General features: G+C 72.8%; 15 protein-coding genes. 4 read left to right on the forward strand and 11 right to left on the reverse strand.

Annotation, left to right across the window (positions count from 1 at the left end):
- Window positions 1-130 precede the first annotated feature (130 nt).
- Window positions 131-928 carry a methyltransferase gene (locus ACZ6B8_RS19660; RefSeq protein WP_471608006.1) on the reverse strand — a complete coding sequence of 266 codons (798 nt, stop codon included), beginning with the start codon at window positions 926-928 and terminating at the stop codon, window positions 131-133.
- A gap of 92 nt (window positions 929-1020) precedes the next feature.
- Between ACZ6B8_RS19660 and ACZ6B8_RS19665 the strand changes: the two genes are divergently transcribed.
- Window positions 1021-1671, forward strand: a complete 651-nt coding sequence (locus ACZ6B8_RS19665; protein ID WP_362364653.1) for a CGNR zinc finger domain-containing protein — start codon at window positions 1021-1023, stop codon at window positions 1669-1671.
- Here the strand turns inward: ACZ6B8_RS19665 and sodX are convergent.
- Complete coding sequence (gene sodX, locus ACZ6B8_RS19670; RefSeq protein ID WP_471608180.1) at window positions 1554-1988, reverse strand: nickel-type superoxide dismutase maturation protease; 435 nt, start codon at window positions 1986-1988, stop codon at window positions 1554-1556. The two genes, ACZ6B8_RS19665 and sodX, sit on opposite strands and share 118 nt — an antisense overlap.
- Before the next feature lie 144 nt (window positions 1989-2132).
- Between sodX and sodN the strand changes: the two genes are divergently transcribed.
- Complete coding sequence (gene sodN, locus ACZ6B8_RS19675; RefSeq protein WP_078075133.1) at window positions 2133-2528, forward strand: superoxide dismutase, Ni; 396 nt, start codon at window positions 2133-2135, stop codon at window positions 2526-2528.
- A gap of 143 nt (window positions 2529-2671) precedes the next feature.
- On the opposite strand, the gene ACZ6B8_RS19680 is transcribed toward sodN, so the two are convergent.
- Entirely contained in the window at window positions 2672-3340 is a 669-nt protein-coding gene (locus ACZ6B8_RS19680) for a response regulator (RefSeq protein ID WP_471079395.1), read from the reverse strand.
- A 178-nt stretch (window positions 3341-3518) separates the two neighbouring features.
- On the reverse strand, window positions 3519-6140 hold the full coding sequence (locus ACZ6B8_RS19685) for a histidine kinase (RefSeq protein ID WP_471608007.1): 2622 nt from the start codon (window positions 6138-6140) through the stop codon (window positions 3519-3521).
- 220 nt (window positions 6141-6360) lie between these two features.
- On the opposite strand from ACZ6B8_RS19685, the gene ACZ6B8_RS19690 reads away from it, so the two are divergent.
- Window positions 6361-7491: a lysostaphin resistance A-like protein gene (locus ACZ6B8_RS19690; protein WP_471608008.1), complete on the forward strand. Its 1131-nt coding sequence runs from the start codon at window positions 6361-6363 to the stop codon at window positions 7489-7491.
- Window positions 7492-7636: 145 nt separating this feature from the next.
- Window positions 7637-9895: a GTP-binding protein gene (locus tag ACZ6B8_RS19695; RefSeq protein WP_471608009.1), complete on the forward strand. Its 2259-nt coding sequence runs from the start codon at window positions 7637-7639 to the stop codon at window positions 9893-9895.
- A 59-nt stretch (window positions 9896-9954) separates the two neighbouring features.
- Here ACZ6B8_RS19695 and ACZ6B8_RS19700 read toward each other — a convergent pair whose 3' ends face one another.
- From ACZ6B8_RS19700 to ACZ6B8_RS19730, 7 genes are all read right to left on the reverse strand, one after another.
- A complete protein-coding gene (locus tag ACZ6B8_RS19700) occupies window positions 9955-10899 on the reverse strand; it encodes a sigma-70 family RNA polymerase sigma factor (protein WP_471608010.1) in 945 nt (314 codons plus the stop codon).
- Between the two features lie 228 nt (window positions 10900-11127).
- Window positions 11128-12072 carry an oxidoreductase gene (locus tag ACZ6B8_RS19705; protein ID WP_471608011.1) on the reverse strand — a complete coding sequence of 315 codons (945 nt, stop codon included), beginning with the start codon at window positions 12070-12072 and terminating at the stop codon, window positions 11128-11130.
- 494 nt (window positions 12073-12566) lie between these two features.
- Window positions 12567-13196, reverse strand: a complete 630-nt coding sequence (locus tag ACZ6B8_RS19710; protein WP_471079378.1) for an HAD-IA family hydrolase — start codon at window positions 13194-13196, stop codon at window positions 12567-12569.
- A gap of 179 nt (window positions 13197-13375) precedes the next feature.
- Window positions 13376-14146, reverse strand: a complete 771-nt coding sequence (locus ACZ6B8_RS19715) for a hypothetical protein (protein ID WP_471608012.1) — start codon at window positions 14144-14146, stop codon at window positions 13376-13378.
- 489 nt (window positions 14147-14635) lie between these two features.
- Window positions 14636-15316: a GNAT family N-acetyltransferase gene (locus tag ACZ6B8_RS19720; RefSeq protein WP_471608013.1), complete on the reverse strand. Its 681-nt coding sequence runs from the start codon at window positions 15314-15316 to the stop codon at window positions 14636-14638.
- 445 nt (window positions 15317-15761) lie between these two features.
- Window positions 15762-16898, reverse strand: a complete 1137-nt coding sequence (locus tag ACZ6B8_RS19725; protein WP_471608014.1) for a family 2 encapsulin nanocompartment cargo protein polyprenyl transferase — start codon at window positions 16896-16898, stop codon at window positions 15762-15764.
- Window positions 16899-17000: 102 nt separating this feature from the next.
- Window positions 17001-18407: a family 2B encapsulin nanocompartment shell protein gene (locus tag ACZ6B8_RS19730; protein WP_471608015.1), complete on the reverse strand. Its 1407-nt coding sequence runs from the start codon at window positions 18405-18407 to the stop codon at window positions 17001-17003.
- Window positions 18408-18485 lie beyond the last annotated feature (78 nt).

Below are 18485 nucleotides of genomic sequence, written 5' to 3' on the forward strand. Positions count from 1 at the left end.
GGCCGGTACGGATCGTGGATCCGTACCGGCCCCTTCGCGTGCGGCTCTTCGGCCGCAGGTGCGTCGCGGCCGGGCGCGCGCTTCCCCGCGCCCCTCGGAACCCCTCGGCGCCCCTCGGAAAAACGGGGCCCTACTTCAGGCCCAGGACCACCGAGTCCGACGGCGAGGACCACACCGCGCGGGCCTCCGCGAAGCCCGCCTCGCGCAGCGTCCGCGCGTGCCACTCGACCGAGGGCATGTCGCCGTCCGCGTGCTCGCCGTAGATCTCGAACCGCTTGGCGGTGGGCTCCGCGAGGTGCGGGTCCTGCGCGGCGAGCTGCCACCACTCCTTCCAGTCCAGGACGCCCCCGGCCTTGGCGCGGTCCATCCGGCGGTGGCGCAGCGCGCTCTCGGCCTCGTTCAGGCGCGGGGTCGCGGGGTCCGGCATGTGGTCGGCGTTCATGAAGACGCCGCCGTCCCGGACGAGGCCGGCGACCTGGCCGTAGAGGGCGGCCAGCGGCTCGCTGAAGAGCCAGTGCAGGGCGGTGGCGGTGAGCACCGCGTCGTAGCTGTCGTGCGGCAGCGCGGCGGTCCAGTCGGGGTCCTTCAGGTCGGCGGTGACGAAGGTGACCCGGTCGTCCCCGGCGAAGGTGCCCTCGGCGATGGTGAGCAGGGCGGGGTCGAGGTCGACGCCGACGCTGGTGGCCTCCGGGAACCTCCGGAGCAGCCGGTCCGTAATACTTCCCGTACCGCACGCCAGGTCCAGGACGCGCGGCGCGGTTCCCACCACGGCCTCGACCATGTCGAGCATGATGCGGAAGCGCTCCTCGCGGTCGGGCAGATACCACTGCTGCTGCCGGTCCCAGCTGTCCTGCCAGGCGCGCCAGTCGGTGCCGGGCGTGGCGCCGGTCCCGGTCCCCGTCCCTGTACCCGTCCCCGTATCCGTCATCAGAACCCCTCCAGTACGTAATACCCTGGTACCGCAATCGGCCATTACCGGCTGACAGGAATGACCATAGCCCGCCCTCGTAAGGACTACAAGTGGAACTGGCCTATTACTCGGACTACGCCGTACGCCTGGTCAACAGCGAGGAGCCGGGCCGCAACAAGGACACGCTGACGTCCGTCGAGGCGATCAGGGAGCTCTTCGGGCCGAGCACGCAGATGGCCCGCCGCGCCACGGACTCCGACGTGACGCGCTTCCGGTCCGTGCGGGGCAGGCTCCGGGCGGTCTTCGAGGCGGCGGACGGCGGCGACGAGACGCTCGCGGTCGACCTGCTGAACTCACTGCTCCTGGAGTTCCCGGTCAGCCCGCAGATCTCGGGCCACGACCACCGGGACGACGACGGGCGCCCGCTGTGGCACATGCACCTGGCGGACCACCCCTCGAACGCGACGGCGGGGTACGCCGCGATCGCCGCGATGGGGCTCGCCTTCCACCTCACCGAGCACGGTGTGGACCGGCTCGGCCTGTGCGAGGCCGCACCGTGCCGCAACGCCTACCTCGACACCTCGACGAACCGCTCCCGGCGCTACTGCTCGGACCGCTGCGCGACCCGCGCCAACGTCGCCGCCTACCGCGCCCGCAAGCGCCTGGAGACGGAGCGTTCGGCCGGCACCGGCCGCACGGCCCCCAGCGCCCAGCGCGCGAGCGCCAGCGGCGAGCGGCGCCCCGCCGCCGGCGGACGGTAGCGGAACCACACCTTCCCCAGGACGAGTTCCTCGGGGACGACGCCGTAGTCCGTGCTGTCCCCGCCCGCGAAGGCGTTGTCACCGAGCACCCACCAGCCGCCCTCGCGCCGCTCCGTGGCCCGCTTGACGACCAACAGGTCCTGCTGGAACGGGTGGCACAGGATGACCACGTCACCCGGACGTACGCGCGCCCCCCAGCGCACCAGCAGACGGTCCCCGTGCCGGAGCGTCGGCACCATCGAAGGGCCCGTCACCTCCGCCGCGCCCCACGGCACAAGGGCCCTACCGCGCTCGCTCTCCTGCGACAGCTCCGGCATCACCGGCACCTCCCCGGTCCTATCCTCCACCAGTCCCAGTCTGACCCTGGACTTTTGTCCTAAGCCCATGGGGGCACTCGCGAAAAGCCGCCTCTCACGGAGTAATGTCCCACCTGAGAAGACGATCACGAGGAGGACAGCACCATGCTTTCCCGCCTGTTTGCCCCCAAGGTGAAGGTCAGCGCCCACTGCGACCTGCCCTGCGGTGTGTACGACCCGGCCCAGGCCCGCATCGAGGCGGAGTCGGTCAAGGCCGTGCAGGAGAAGATGGCCGGCAACGACGACGCGCACTTCCAGGCGCGCGCCACGGTCATCAAGGAGCAGCGCGCCGAGCTCGCGAAGCACCACGTTTCGGTTCTCTGGAGCGACTACTTCAAGCCGCCGCACTTCGAGAAGTACCCGGAGCTGCACCAGCTGGTCAACGACGCCCTCAAGGCCCTCTCGGCCGCCAAGGGCTCGACCGACCCGGCCACCGGTCAGAAGGCGCTCGACTACATCGCCCAGATCGACAAGATCTTCTGGGAGACCAAGAAGGCCTGACCCGCACCGGGTCGCCGGCCCGCGGATACGCGGGTCGCATCGCCTTTTCGACCGCACCCGGTCCGCACGTCGCCGTCGCCGTCATCGAGCGAAGGCGTCCGTGCCGGCCGGGTGCGGTCTTTTGCTGTGCCGGGCCGGGCCGTCTACGGGACGGGGCGGGGGCGGGCGAGGCCCAGGTCGTAGGCGAGGATCGTGGCCTGGACGCGGTCGCGCAGGCCCAACTTGCCGAGCACCGCGTTCACGTGCGACTTCACCGTGCCGGTCGTGACGCCGAGGCAGTCGGCGATCTCCGCGTTCGTCCGGCCCGCGGCCACCAGTGTGAGGACCTCGCGCTCGCGGGGCGTGAGCGACCGCAGGAGTCCGGGGTCCGGGGCGGGGGCGTGGGTGGGGACCGCGCCGGCGAAGGCGTCGATCAGGCGGCGCGTGACGGTCGGGGCGAGCATGGCCTCGCCGGCGGCCACGATGCGGATGCCGGCGAGGAGTTCCTCGGGCCGCGCGTCCTTCAGCAGGAACCCGGAGGCCCCGGCGCGCAGGGCGTCGTGGACGTACGCGTCCTGGTCGAAGGTGGTGAGGACGAGGACGCGGGGGGTGGGGGCGGCCGGGGCGGGGGCGGTGGTGAGCAGGTGGGTCGCCGTGAGGCCGTCCATGCCCGGCATGCGGATGTCCATGAGGACCACGTCCGGGACGAGTTCGGCGGCCAGTTGTACGGCGTGGGCGCCGTCCCCGGCCTCGGCCACCACGTGGAGGTCCGGCTCCGCGTCGACGATCGCGGCGAACCCGGCGCGGACGACGGCCTGATCGTCGACGACCATCACCCGGACCGGCGAACTCTTGGCGCGGGGGTCGTCTGTGGGGGTGTCCGGTGCGGCTCTGCCGGGGGCAGGGTCGGGGGTGATGGTGGGGGCTCCTTTGGGGGCTGGGGGGCTGGGGGGGGCTGGGGGGGGCTGTGAGGCTGTAGGGGTTTCAAGAGTTACGAGGGGTGTGGGGGTCTCAAGGGTTCCGAGAGGGCGGAAGAGCCTGAGGGGATACGGGAGACAAGACCGCTCCCGGTGGCTCCGGTGCGGGGGCGGGGGAGGCGTAGGCAGCTCGGGCGCGCGGGTCACGGTCCGGGGCCACGGGCGAACCGGAGACACCGGAGACACCGGAGACACCGGAGACACCGGACGCACCGGACGCACCGGACGCACCGGACGCACCGGACGCACCGGACGCACCGGACGCACCAACGGCACCGTGGGGGCCCGGAGCCGTGACCCCCCGTAGCGCCGTCAGCAGATCCCGCATCGCCGACAACCCCGCCCGCGCCTCCTCCGCGACCCCGTCCAGGTCGCCCGCCTCCGCCCGGGAGACCACCGCGTCGGCGTGCCGCAGGACCTCGCCGCGCAGCTCCCCGGCGATACGGCGCCGCTCCTCGTGGGCCTCCGCGACCGCCGACCACACCGTCGCCGTCAGTGCGTGGTCCTCCCATGCCCGAACGCGTTCGCGGCGCGTACGCACTCCCGCGCCGAGGCCCCACACCGCGGCCATCGGCACCAGGAACACCGTGCCGAGGATGCCCGCGAGGAAGACCAGCAGGCCGAGGCCTCCGTCCGCCCCGAGGTCCGGGCTGCCGTCGGCCGTGGCGAGGGCGATCGAGGAGAGCGAGAGCCCGGCGGCGGCCACCGCCGTCACCGGCCACGTCCGGCGCGCCGGACCCGCGAACGCCGCCACCGCGTACACCGCCGCGCACTCCGCCCCGGCGCCCGTCACCAGCAGGCTCAGGGCCACGGCCGGTGACAGCAGCCCGAAGGCGAGGCCGAGCGCGGGGAGCCACGCGGTGGCGAGGACCGCGCAGAGCACCGCCCACGGGGCCCGGCGCCGCCACAGCAGGGGCAGGGCGTGCGCGACGGCCGGTCCGGCGGCCGACACCACCGAGCCCGGGTCCTCGGCGACGACGAGGAAGAGCGGGAACGCGACCGCGGCGAGGGCGACCGCCCCGTCGGACAGGTCCAGGCCGCGCAGCACGGCGTGGCGTGCGGCCCGTTCGCGCAGAACTCCGGACGTACGCGGCAGCCGCGCCCGCACGGCCCAGCCCCCGCCACCCGGACGCGGCCCCGCCCCCAACGTGCCGCCCAGCGCCACCGCCCGCTCCCGCATACCGGCCGTCCCCCGCCCCGCCCCGAGCGACCACCCACCACCCGAACCCGACCCGGCCTCCTCCGCGACCCCGTCCGACCCCGGCACCCGCGCACCCGCCGTACCGCACCCGGACCCACATGACCGCCGGTCACCACCGGCGTCCTCGGCACCCACCCCGCCACCCGGGCACGGCCCCGCCTCCTCCGCGCCCCCGTCCAGCGCCCTCCGCTCCCGCACACCCGCCGTACCCCGCCCCGCCCCGAGCGACCACCCACCGGCGCCGGCCACACCCGCCCCGCCAGGTGAGCTCGGCCCCGCCGCCAACGTGCCGTCCGACGCCGCCGCCCGCTCCCCCACCCCCGCCGTACCGCACCCGGACCCGACCCCGAGCGACCGCCGGGCGCCACCGGCATCCGTGGTGCCGACGGCGCCCGCCCCCTCGTCCTCCACGCTCAACTCCACCGCGCCGTCGGCTTCGGCGGTCCGGATGCGGATGGATACCTGCGCGCCCGGCGCGTAGCGCAGCGCGTTCGTGAGGGCCTCCCGGACGATGGCGAACGTCGCGTCGGCCACCGGGCCCGCCAGCGGGGCCAGGTCACGTGTCATGTCCACCGTGGGGCGGGGGCCCAGGCGGGCGAAGCCGTCGGCGAGTTCGTCGACACGGTCCCGCAGGCCGCTCTCCTCGCCGGCCGCCGCCGGGTCCCGCATCATCGCCACCAGGCGGTGCAGCGCCGTCAGCGTCTCGCGGCCCGAGTCCGCCGCGAAGCGCAGGGCGTCCGCCGTCAGTTCGGGCCTGCGCGCGCCGAGCCGCAGCGCGGCGTCCGCGGTGACCACGACCGAGGTGAGGTGGTGGGCGCTGACGTCGTGCAGTTCGCGGGCGAGACGCTCGCGTTCGGTGAGGGCGGCCCGGCCCCGTTCCGCCTCGGCCCGCGCCAGTTCCCGCGCCGCGGCCCGGCGCCCGGCCAGCCAACGGCGCCGGGTGCGGCCGAGTCCCGCCACGGCCAGGAACAGCACGCCGTTGAGCACGGCCTCGCCGCCCGCCTCCAGTCCCGACCCGAGCAGCACCGCCGAACGGCCCGACTCGCAGAGGGCGAGGGCGCCCCCGACGAGGGCGGCGGTCCGCCCGGGCCGGCGCACCGCCACCGAGTACAGGACGACCAGCGGGGCCACCGCGTGCAGCAGGGTCGCGTCCTCCGGGAGCGGCAGACAGGCCACCAGCGCCGCCTCGACGGTGACCGCGGCGACGACCGGACGGCGCCGCCGTACGCCGAGTCCCGCGGTGATCACGACCGCGGCCGCGAGCCCCGCCGCGAGTCGGCCGGCGCCCACCGCCTCGTGGTCGAGCAGCGCGCGGCCCGGCCAGTAGGCCAGCTGCTGGATCGTCAGCAGGACGGGCAGCAGCCAGTCCCGCACCAGCCCCCGGCCACGCGCCGACTCCCCGCCCCGCATCGGCCGCCGGTCACGCGCCGACCGCCCGTCACCTATCCGTTCCATGGTGGCCCCGATGATACGGAGGGTGATCTTCCGCCGGGAAGTCCGCTATGCCCGTCCCGCACGCCCTGGGAGGGAGACGGAGAGGGGGCAGAGGGGGGCCGGAAGGAAGCCGGAAGCGGCCCGGGAGGAGTGCGCGCGGGGCAGGTCTATCCCAGGTTGGAGATCACGATCGTGCGGGCGGCGGACGCGACGGCGGCTCACCGCCGGAATGCTGGTGGGCATGACCACGACGCCGTTCCCGGGCCGCCCCCCGTATGCGCCCGGCCCGTACTTCCCCGCCCCCGAGCCCCTCCCCGCTCCCGAACCACTCCCCTACCACCGCCTCGCCCACGTGACGGGCCGGCACCGCTGGTGGCGTCCGCTGGCCGGGACCGGTGTGGTGCTCGGCGGCACCCTCGTCGTGACGCTCGTGGTGGTGATGTTCGGCGAGATCGCGGGCGCGCTCCTGGACCGTCCCGTCGACGGGGATGGGCTGCGCGTCTGGGGCGGCATCGGGGAGACGGGACAGAGCCTGCTGTCGCTCGCCCTGCTGACACCGGTCGTGTTCCTGGCCGCGCGCTGGGCGCAGCGGCGCCCGGCGGGCACGCTGACGTCGGTGACGGGCCGGCCGCGGTGGCGCTGGCTGGCGCGGTGCCTGGTGGTCGGGCTGCCGGTGATGGCCGCGTCGCTGGGCATCATGATGCTGCTGCCCGAGCCGGCGGGCAGCAGTACGGGCGGTACGGAGTGGGCGGGGCTGCCGGACTTCCTGCTCGGTCTCGCGCTGGTGTGCGTGCTCGTGCCGTTCCAGGCGTCGGCGGAGGAGTACGTCTTCCGGGGCTGGCTCACCCAGGCCGTGGGGGCGTGGGTCCGCTCGCCGTGGGTGGCGGTCCTGCCGCAGGCGCTGCTGTTCGCCGCCGCGCACGGCTGGGGAACGCCGTGGGGCTTCGCCGATCTCGTGGTGTTCGGCCTGGTTGCGGGGCTGCTGACGGTCCGTACGGGCGGGCTGGAGGCCGCGGTCGGCCTCCATGTCGTCAACAACCTGCTGTCGATGGGCGTTTCGGCCGCCGTCGCGGGCGGCCTCGCCTCGGACGAGACGGCCGCGGACATGGACTGGCTCAATGTGGCCGTCGACGTGACGGCGGTGTGCGCGTACGCGGCGATCGTGCTCCGGCTGGCGGCCCGGCACGGGGTCGCGACGCTGAGCACGGGTGCGAAGGCGGGGGCTGGGGCGGAAGCGGGTGCGGGTGCGGGTGCGGGTGCGGGCGTGAGAGCGAGTGCGGATGTGAGGGCAGGCGCGCAGGGGTCGACGCGAGGCGCGGCAGCGGCGGCACCCGCGCAGGGGTGGCCCTTGGACACACGTCCCCCTCGCTAATTCATTTGCCGCGTCCGACGCCCGACTGCTGCACTGGTGCGCGTCGGCGAGAGTCCGGCGGAATCTGCGGAGGAGACGGAAATGCGGCGTTCGTGCATGTCCCACACGAAAGGAATTTCCACTTCCGCAAAGGACATGACGGTACGTGCATTCATCTGCCCCGCACATTCTGAACCTGGGCGTTCTGGCCCACATCGACGCCGGTAAGACGAGCCTGACCGAGCGGCTTCTGCACACCGCCGGCGTCATCGACGAAATCGGCCGCGTCGACGACGGCAACACCCGCACCGATGCGCTCGCCCTGGAGCGGCAACGCGGCATCACCATCAAATCCGCCGTCGTCTCCTTCGTCATCCCCGCCACGGATGTCACCCCCGCAGCGGACGTCACCGCCGCTACGGATGCCACCGCCGCAATGGTTGTCACTCCTGGCGCGAATGTCTCCGCCGCCCGCGACGTCACGGTCAACCTCATCGACACCCCGGGCCACCCGGACTTCATCGCCGAGGTGGAGCGGGTCCTGAGCGTGCTCGACGGTGCCGTGCTCGTGGTCTCCGCCGTGGAGGGCGTCCAGGCGCAGACCCGCGTCCTGTTCCGGACGCTGCGGCGGTTGCGCATCCCCACCCTGATCTTCGTGAACAAGACGGACCGGCGAGGCGCCCGGTACGACGGCGTCCTGGACCACATCGCCGAGCGGCTGACCCCGGACATCGTCCCGATGGGCACGGTCGACGGCATCGGCACGCGCGAGGCCCGCTACACGGCAGCGCACGGGGACGCCGGCTTCGTCGCCCGGCTGACCGAGGTGCTCGCCGGTCACGACGACGCGCTCCTCGCCGCGTACGTGGACGGCGCGGCGCCCCTCCCGTACGAGCGGCTGCGCACCGAACTGGTCCGTCAGACGCACGACACCCTCGTGCACCCGGTCTTCTTCGGCTCGGCGGCGACCGGCTCCGGAGTTCCCGAACTCGTGGAGGGCATCCGGGAGTTGCTGCCCGCCGCCGTGGGGGACGCCGAAGGCCCGGTCTCCGGGAGCGTGTTCAAGGTGGAGCGCGGGGCGGCCGGGGAGAAGATCGCGTACGTACGCATGTTCTCGGGCACGATCCGCACGCGCGACAGCGTGCTCACCGGCAACGGTGGGGACGGCGCGAACGCCAAGAGGAGTACAGGTGCGGGCGCCGGCAAAGACGGCGGCGCGGGCAAGGTGACCGCCGTGCGCGTCTTCGACCGGGGCGAGGACGTGCGGGCCGCGGAGGTCCGGGCGGGGCGGATCGGCAGGCTCTGGGGGCTCGGCGACGTCCGCGTCGGGGACGTGATCGGCGTACCGCGCAAGGGAGTCGACCCCGGCGGCCGCTTCTTCGCGCCGCCGACCCTGGAGACGGTCGTCACCCCGCTGCGCCCCGCCGACCGCGGCGCGCTGCACCTCGCGCTCACCCGACTCGCCGAACAGGACCCGCTGATCGACCTGCGGCAGGACGACAGCCGCGGGGAGGTGTCGGTCTCGCTCTACGGCGAGGTCCAGAAGGAGGTCATCCAGGCGACGCTCGCCGCGGACTTCGGCCTCGACGTCTCCTTCCACGAGACCACGACGATCTGCGTGGAGCGGGTCGTCGGCACCGGCTCGGCGTACGAGATCATCGACAAGGAGCCGAACCCCTTCCTCGCGACGGTCGGCCTCAAGGTCGAGCCCGCGCCGGTGGGCGCCGGCGTGACGTTCCGGCTCGGGGTCGAGCTCGGTTCGATGCCGTACGCGTTCTTCCGTGCCGTCGAGGAGACCGTCCGGGAGACGCTGCTGCAGGGCGTCCACGGCTGGCGCGTCCCCGACTGCGCGGTGACGATGACGCACGCCGGGTACTGGCCGCGGCAGAGTCACGCCCACGGCACGTTCGACAAGAGCATGTCGAGCACCGCGGGCGACTTCCGCAACCTCACGCCGCTCGTCCTGATGGACGCGCTGCGCGCGGCGGGCACGACGGTGCACGAACCGATGCACCGCTTCGTGCTCGACGTGCCGGCCGACACGGTCGGAGCGGTCCTGCCCGCCCTCGCCCGGCTGCGGGCCGTCCCGCACACGCCCTCGGCCGACGGCGCCTCGTACCGCCTGGAAGGGGACGTGCCCGCTCAGCACGTGCACGCCCTGGAGCAGCTGCTTCCCGGACTGACGCGCGGCGAGGGCGAGTGGGAGACCGCCTTCGACCACTACGAGCCGGTACGGGGCGGCACGGTCCCGGCGCGCCGCCGCACGGACCACGATCCGCTCCACCGCAAGGACTATCTGCTGCGGGTGGTGCGGCGGACGCAGGGCGGCGGGCGCGAGGGACGGGAGGGATGGGAGAGGCGGGAGGGCCGCGAGAGGCACGAGGGCTGTGAAGGGCGGGAGGGGGGCCGTCACTCGATGACGTGACGGCCCACGACCGCCCACCGGCCCGGTCGGCCCGGCCAGCCCGGTCGGCCGGGCCGGCGTCAGGAATCGAGGATCGGGATCTCCGGAAGGTCGAGACGCCGCAGCCGCTCGCGGTCCGCGAGGATGTTGATCTCCACGATCTTGCCGTTGGCCACCGTGAACGACCCCAGCGAGGCCACCCGGCCGCCGGGCAGCCCGATGAGACCCGGCATACCGTTGATGAGCACCATGTGCTGGCTCTCCGCGGCGCTCGGCGCGAACATCGCCGCCTGCCCGACCACGGCCGAGATGCCCCGGACCACCTTCGAAAGACCCGAGGTGAGCTCGCCGGTGTCGGCGCGCAACACGACGTCCGGGTCGAGGAGTTCGAGCAGCGCGTCGAAGTCGCCGGAGCGGGTGGCGGCCATCCACGCCTCGACGACCTCGCGCTGCTTGGCGACGTCGGTCTCGGCGGCCGGCGTGGAGCCCTGCACACGGCGCCGCGCCCGGCTGGCCAGTTGCCGGGTCGCGGCCACCGAGCGCTCCACGACGGGCGCGATCTCGTCGAAGGGCACGGCGAACATGTCGTGCAGCACGAACGCGAGCCGCTCGGCGGGCGCCAGGGTCTCCAGTACGACCAGGAGGGCGAGGCCCACCGAGTCGGCGAGCAGCACCTCCTGCTCGGGGTCGACCACGTCCACGCGGGTCACGACGGGGTCGGGGATGTGCGTGTCCCCGTAAGCCTGCAGGGAGGCGTCCAGGGAGTCCTCGCGCCGGGACTGCCGCGAACGCAGCAGGTCGAGGCAGATGCGGCCGACGACCGTGGTGAGCCAGCCGCCGAGGTTCTGCACCTCACCCGCGTCCGGTCCCCCCTCGGTGCGGCTCAGCCGGAACCACGCCTCCTGCACCGCGTCCTCGGACTCGCTCAGCGAGCCGAGCATGCGGTACGCGACCGCGTTCAGCCGGGGCCTGTGCTCCTCGAACCGTGCCGCGAGGGCGACTTGCGCCGATCCGTTCGCGTTCATCCGCCGCCTTCTTTCGTATGGGCCAACGGAACTGAACAGTAATGACTGCGCGGACGGCCGTTCGACCCGGATGCGCTCACGCGATGTGGTGGGCCGCCCTGGTGTCTCGACCGGGCGGCCCCGGCAGGCGCCTCGCCCGGGGCCCGGCCAGCGCCTCGTCCGGGGTGACCCGACCATGCGCGGCCGTCGCTTCGTCGTGGGTGCGGAAGGCGGGCGGCACCCTGCGGCTCAGGGTCGGGTGGCGGCCGGGAACGCGAAGCGCACGGAGGTCAGCTCCTCCGACAGGTCCCACAGCCTGCGGCCGTTCTCCGCGTCCGCGGCCCGGGGCGCCAGCTCCACCGTCGTCGGCGCGCCGCGCAGCTCGGCCATCCCACCGGGGCCGATGAACTGACCGCCCGTCACGCTCGGGTCGGTCGCGGCGAAAAGTATGGGCAGCGCGCCCTGGGCCGGAGTCTGGGCGAGCGGCAGCAGCAGGCGCCCGAACAGGAACTTCACCAGGCCCGCCGGTGAGCTCGTCTGCAGGTTGGTCGAGGTGTAGCCGGGGTGGGCGAGCAGGCTGCGCACCGGGCTCCCGGCCGCCGTCAGCTTCTGATGGAGCTGCCGGCCGAAGACGGCGTTCGCCAGCTTCGACTGGTTGTAGTGACCCATCGGCGAGTACGCGCGCTCGCCGTTGATGTCGTCGAAGAAGAGCTCGCCCTGGCGGTGGTTGGGCGAGCTCACGGTCACCACGCGCGGGTCGTCGCCGGCCCCCAGGAGGTCGAGCAGCAGACCGGTGAGGGCGAAGTGGCCGAGGTGGTTAGTGGCGAACTGCACCTCGTTCCCCTGCGGGCTGAGCAGCCGCTTCGGCGGCGCCATCAGACCGGCGTTGTTGACGAGGACGTCCAGGCGCGCGTGATCCGCGTGCAGCCGCTCGGAGAGGGCGCGTACGGAGTCCAGGTCCGCCAGGTCGACCCGCCGCACCTCGAGTGCAGCGCCCGGTATCTCGGCGGTGAGCCGCGCGACCGCGGCCCGCCCCTTGGTCTCGTCCCGCACCGCGAGGACCACGCGCGCGCCCTTGCGGGCCAAGGCCCGGGCGGTCGCAAGCCCCAGGCCGCTGTTGGCGCCGGTGACGACGGCGACGCGCTTGCTCTGATCAGAAATCTGCTCGGCGGTCCAGCCACGCTGATGACTCATGTGACACAACTTGCCCCGCGTGACACTCAGTGTCAAGTAGTTCTCTTGGTGCCATGAGGGTCGGGCGGGCGGCCGGGCGGGGGTGCGGAGCCGGCCTCCCACCCGGCCGGGGAGCCGGTGTCAGTGGCGTCACGCCACACGGCTCGAGCCTTCGTGAGCGCCAGTACGGATCCGGGACAACAGGCTTTGCGCGCGGCGCAGTTGGTTATGAAGAGTCCAGAGAGTCCAGCCCTGTACGACGCCCGGCTCCTGGAGGACTAGGCGCAGGGCAGGGGGGCGGCAAACTCGTCGAGCAACTCACGGCGCCTGGGCCGTAGTTGGGGGGCCCTGCTGCCGGGAGGGGACTCATTGCATCGCGCGCCAGCGGCGGTCGGCCCAACAGCCAGCGGCCAGCGGTCGGCACTCGGCACTCGGCACTCGGCAGGGCGTGGCCCCGCACCGTCCAGGGATCGGGGCCGCCCACGTCCGCCGGGGTCAGACCACATCCGCCGCCGTCAGACCAGCGGGGCGAGCACCTCGCGCAGGTCCGCCGGCTCACGGTAGAGCAGGCCGGTCATCCCGAGCTCGACGGCCGCGTCGACGTTCTCCTGGCGGTCGTCCACGAAGAGGCAACGGCGGGCCCCGACCCCGGCCCGCTCCGCCGCCGTCTCGTACATCCGGCGGTCCGGCTTCGCGATGCCCAGGTCCGCACTGCTGATCACGTCGTCCAGGAACCCTTCCGGCCCGGTCAGACCGAGCAGGGCGAGATCGTCGGCGAGCCACGGCGTCGCGTTCGTGACGAGCAGGACGGGCAGCCCGGCCCCACGCACCTGCCGGAGCAGGCCCACCACCACCTCGTCGGCCCGGAACTTGGCCTCGGCCAGCGTCGTCCCGAGCTCATGACCGCGCGCCGGCGGCACCCGGTCGGCGAGCCCGTCCGCGATGGACTCGATCCACCGCTCCTTGGTGATCTCCCCGCGCATCAACGGCATGTCCGTCTCGGGCCGGAAGGCCACCTCGGCCGTGCTGCCCGGCGGCAGACCGGCCGCGCGCTCCAGCTCCTCCAGCTCGGCCATGTCGTAGAAGCGGATCACGCCGTCGAGGTCAGTCAGTACGGCGTCGAACGCCCGGCCGCGGCTCGTCATCCCCCGTGTCTATCACGCGCCCCCGGCACACCTGACGCCCGGCCTCCCCCGCCTCCCCCACGGGCCGCCGGACGCCCGCCTCCCCTGCCCCCACCGCCCGCCCCACCTGCGGAATCCCACCCCCGACCTGCGGCATCCCGCCCTCCACCTGCGTCATCCACGTCCACGGTCCGCGGCCCTCACGCCTCGCCGAGCACCTCACGCACCTTGGCCCGCAACCGGTCCTGTTCCTTGCGCACGGCCTCATAACGGGATCTGTCACGGCGCAGGTCCTCGCGCTGCTTCTCGCTGCTGACCGCCCACCACACACCGGCGACGTTCAGCTTCCGGTTGCACTCGACGTCGGCGACGGCCGTCCCCAACTCCCGCTCCGTTCGGTTCGTATTGCCGTCCTCGCGGCCCTCCCGCCACGCCTTGTCGCCCGCCGCCCGCGCCGGACTCCCGTACCCCTTGAAGCCTCTGCCCTCGACACAGCGCGACCAGTCACCGAACGCCTTGCGGACCCGCTCATCCCTGGCAACAGCCTTGTCGATCTCCACGGTGCGCCGGAGAACGTAGTCCGACGGATCCTTCCCCCCGGCCCCCGCCCCGGTACGCCGCTCCGCCTCGGCGGAACAACCACCCACCGGAACCTTCCGTCCACGCACCACTAAGGGCCCGCCCTCCCCGGCCTCGGTCCCGTTCAGCACCGGCTCCTCCCGCGCCGTCACCTCCCGCCCCTTCGGCATCAGCTCCGCCACTTGAGCCTCAGCACGCTCGGGGTCGAAGCCGTATCCCCAGCGTCGGACCCGGTCGAGGTCGAGACTGCCGTACGGGGACTCCCACGACGCCCACGACGTGAAGCTCTGCGCCATCCGGGGCTTGCCGAATGTGTCGGGTTCGAGCGGGAAGTCATCGAACCCGAAGGCCCGCATGCACCGCTGCTGCATCAGATTCCGTGCCCGCTCCATACGTTCGTGGTCCCTGCTGCTGAACTGATAGCGGTCCAAGGGGAGTCCAGGTAAATCCTCCGCACTACGTACGCGCGGCACTCCGGGCTCTCGCGCGTACGCGGGCAGCGAGGCGTCGCCCTCTTCCGTACCGGACCCTGCTCCGCACCCCGCCAACACCACACCCACCAGGGCGAGTACGCCCCACCGCACCTTCATCGATCCCCTCCCGGACGGCCTCATCACCGGCCCGCGGGACCTTACCGCCGCGTTCGGACACCGTCCCGAACGGGCGACGACCTTGAGCCAGGAACGGACAACGACCTCGAGCCAGAAGGAGTTACTCGCCCTCCTTGCAGGTCGGGACGCGCTTACGGCCGGGCCTTGACCGGGAATACGACCAGGAATCCCCAACCGTGACCGGGATCGCCCGGCGCCACCGCGCCCGGGCCGACCCGCACTCCCGGTTCCGCCGGGCAGGCGGCCCCATGGCCACCGCCCCCCTCAGGCTCAGGCCCGCGGCTCACGCCACATGGGCCACATGCGTGGGCCGTCGGGAAGGTCGAGCGTGGTCCCCGTGAAGGTGAAGCCGAGGCGCGCATACAGATCGCGGCTACGCGCGTTGCTCGCCTCCAGGTAGGCGTGCCGACCCTCACGGTCACACCGTTCGAGCACCTCGGCTACGAGTGCGGTGCCGAGCCCCTCCCCCTGCCGGTCCGGATGAACGGCGATGAGGTGCAGATACTCGTGCGTCCGGTCCGTCGGGTGGATCGCGTCGGTCAACCGCCCGATGAGCTCCACTCGCTCGTTGCCGGGGTCGACGATCTGACGCAACATCGCCGGCCCGTCCTCCCCGCTCTCCCCCACCTCATGCGTCCCTGCCTCACGTACCTCACGCCCCTCACGAGCCGCCGCCCCCGGCGACTCCACCCCCGGCGACTCGCCCTCGGGCGTCCCCGCGGGCATGGACCACCACATCGCCACGGCCGCACCGTCCTCGGTGACGTCGACGAATCCCTCGCTGAGCGCGATGTCGAAGAACGCCCGCATCAGCCCGCCGTGCATCCGCTGCCGGCGCCCCTCCTCGGGAAAGACCCAACTGCTGACGGGGTCATCCATGAACGCCACATCGAGCAACCGGACCACGTCCTCGCGGTCGCCCTCCCCGGCCCTCCGGATCGCCACACCCACAGCGCGCCCCTTACCGCTCACCGCCTCCGACGACGCGCACCCCTTCCCTCAAGACCTGGAGACACAACTCCCGGCCTCGGCACGTCGGTTGCAGCGTAAGTGATCACGAACGTGAGCGGACAGGCCCCGGCCCCCCGACCGGCCCCGCCCCCTCTCGCCCCTCACCCCTGCGGCTCCCTCACCCCTCTCGCTCTCTCGCCCCTATCCCCCCGTGCCTCCATCGCCCCTCTCGTCCCCGTCCCTCACCCTCCGTCCTGCTCCCCCCGTCCCCTTGCCTCCAGCCCGACATTTCACCCCCGAATGCCTCCCCCGAACACCTCACCTCCCTCAACGGGACCACCCCTCAGCGCCCCCTCAACCTGAACACCTCACCCCCACAGCGAACGCTCACCCTCCAGAACACTCGCCCTCCAGAGGTCGGCCCCCAGCCCGCCCGAACACCCCCTCAGTGCGTGCGCCGCGTCACGAACTCGGCCAGCGCCAAGAGGCCCCCCGCCGATTCCGGGTCCGGGACCGCCCTGGCGAGTTGGTCCACTGCCCGGGACATCCGGTCGGCCGCATGTACCTGCGCCCAGTCCCGGCCGCCCGCGCTCTCCACGGCTCGGGCCGCCCGCGCCGCATCCCGCAGGGCATCGGCACCCGCTCCCTCGCCGCCGGACCCCTCACCCCGCGACGTGCCGGGCAGCCGCCGGTACAACTCGGCGAGTTCCGCCGCCGCCGGCGTGCCCGACGCCAGGGCCGCGACGACCGGCAGGGACTTCTTGCGGGCCGCCAGGTCGGCTCCCGCGGGTTTACCCGTACGGCCGGGATCGCCCCAGATCCCGATGACGTCGTCGATGAGCTGGAAGGCGAGGCCCGCCTCCCGCCCGAACGCGTCCAGCGCGTCGGTCTCGTCCCGCCCCGCGCCCGCGTACACCGCCCCGAGCGCGCAGGCGCAGCCGAGCAACGCCCCGGTCTTGGCCTCCGCCATGGCGAGGCACTCCTCCAACGTGACCTCGTCCGGGCTGCGGTCCTCCAACGCGCAGTCCGCCAGCTGCCCCGCGCAGAGCTCCACGACACACGCCGTGAGGCGGGAGGCCGCCTCCGAGGCCCCCGGATGGGGGTCCTCGGCCAACAGCCGCTGGGCCAGTGCCTGCAAGGCGTCGCCGGCCAGGATCGCTCCGGGCTCGCCGAACACGGTCCAGACGGTCGGCCGGTGCCTGCGTGTGGTGTCGCCGTCCATCACGTCGTCGTGCAGGAGCGTGAAGTTGTGGGTCAACTCCACGGCTGCCGCGGCCCGCACCGCCGTGGCCGGGTCGCCGCCGAGCGCCCGGACCGCGGTGAGCACGAGCGCCGGCCGGATGGCCTTGCCCGCGTTGCCCGCAGCCGGTGTGCCGTCCGCGTGCTCCCACCCGAAGTGGTAGAGCGCGATCCGGCGCAACGATCCGGGCAGCGAGTCGATCGCCCTGCGCAGTTCCGGATCGACGTACCGGCGCGCTGCCGCCAGGATCTCCACGGCCTCGTGCTGCTCACCGGGCCCGGGCACGGGGGCCCGCTCCGGCACGTCCACTGTTCCTGCCGTGTCCGTCGTCGTGTCCGTCATGGACTCACCCCGTGAAGGATGTGGACGGTGGCGGTTCCTCGGCCTGCGGGCGCGTACGGAGAGGGTGTACCCCGTGCCGCGCCCCGAGACACGGACGCCGGCTCACCTCCAGCGGCCGATCTCGACGTTCTCCAGCACGCCGAGCGCGTCGGGCACGAGCACCGCCGCGGAGTAGTAGGTGGAGACCAGGTACGAGATGATCGCCTGCTCGCTGATGCCCATGAACCGCACGGACAGGCTGGGCTCGATCTCGTCCGGGATGCCGCTCTGGCGCAGACCGACGACGCCCTGCTCCTCCTCCCCGGTACGCATACAGATGATGGATGTCGTGCGGGCCTCGGTGACCGGGATCTTGTTGCACGGGAAGATCGGCACACCGCGCCATGTGGGGATCCTGCTGCCTCCCATGTCGATGGTCTCGGGGACGAGTCCCCGCTTGTTGAGCTCGCGCCCGAACGCGGCGATGGCGCGCGGGTGGGCGAGGAAGAGCTTGGATCCGCGCCGACGGCTGAGCAGTTCGTCCATGTCGTCCGGGCTGGGGACGCCGTCGTGGGGCTGGATCCGCTGGTCGTACTCGCAGTTGTTGAGGAGGCCGAACTCCCGGTGGTTGATCAGCTCGTGCTCCTGGCGCTCCTTGAGCGCCTCGACGGTCAGCCGCAACTGGTGCTCGGTCTGGTTCATCGGCTGGTTGTAGAGATCGGCCACGCGCGTGTGGATGCGCAGCACGGTCTGGGCGACGCTCAGTTCGTACTCACGCGGGGACGCTTCGTAGTCCACGAAGGTGCCCGGCAGGACGGCTTCGCCGACATGGCCGGCCGACAGGTCGATGGGCGCTTCGCCGAACTTGTTGGTGCGCTGGGCCGGGATGGACCGCAGCCGGTGGAGGTGGTCGCGCAGCGAGTCGCTGCGCTCCGCGACCTGTTCGAGGTCCTGTCGGGGCAGGGCGAGGACCGTGCAGGGCGTCACCGCCCGGGCCGTGTACTCCCAGATGGTCTCGGGGTCGATGAGCGCCTGCTCGCCGAAGTAGGAGCCGTCGGCGAGCGTCTCGAGCACCGTGTCGTCGCCGTACGGACCGGCGCCGACTTTCTCGACGCGGCCGTGCGCGAGCAAATACACCTCGCCCGCCGGGCTGCCGAAGGAGGTCAGTACCTCTCCGGCGGCGAACTCCCGCTGCTGGCAGCGCTGCGCCAGCTCTCCGAGCACTTCGTGGTCGCCGAAGTCCCGCAGCACCGGGAGCTCGCCGAGCTGGGCCGGGACGACCTGCACACGATCCCCCGTTTTCACGAAGGCCACCCGGCCGTCGCCCACCGAGTAGCTCAGCCTGCGGTTCACCCGGTACGTACCGCCCTGCACCTGGACCCAAGGGAGCATCCGCAGCAGCCAGCGGGAGCTGATCTCCTGCATTTGTGGCGCGGATTTGGTGGTCGTGGCCAGATTCCGCGCGGCGGACGTGCCGAGGCTCTGCTGCGGCTTCTCCGACTCAGTACGGACTTCTTCGCCTACCGACATTGGCTTTGCCCTCCCGGATACCAGCGGTGATCTGCTTCCCCCACCTTTCCAGCACGGAGCGTGGCCGCGCCATTACAC

It is taken from the genome of Streptomyces sp. NPDC041122 (assembly GCF_055592445.1).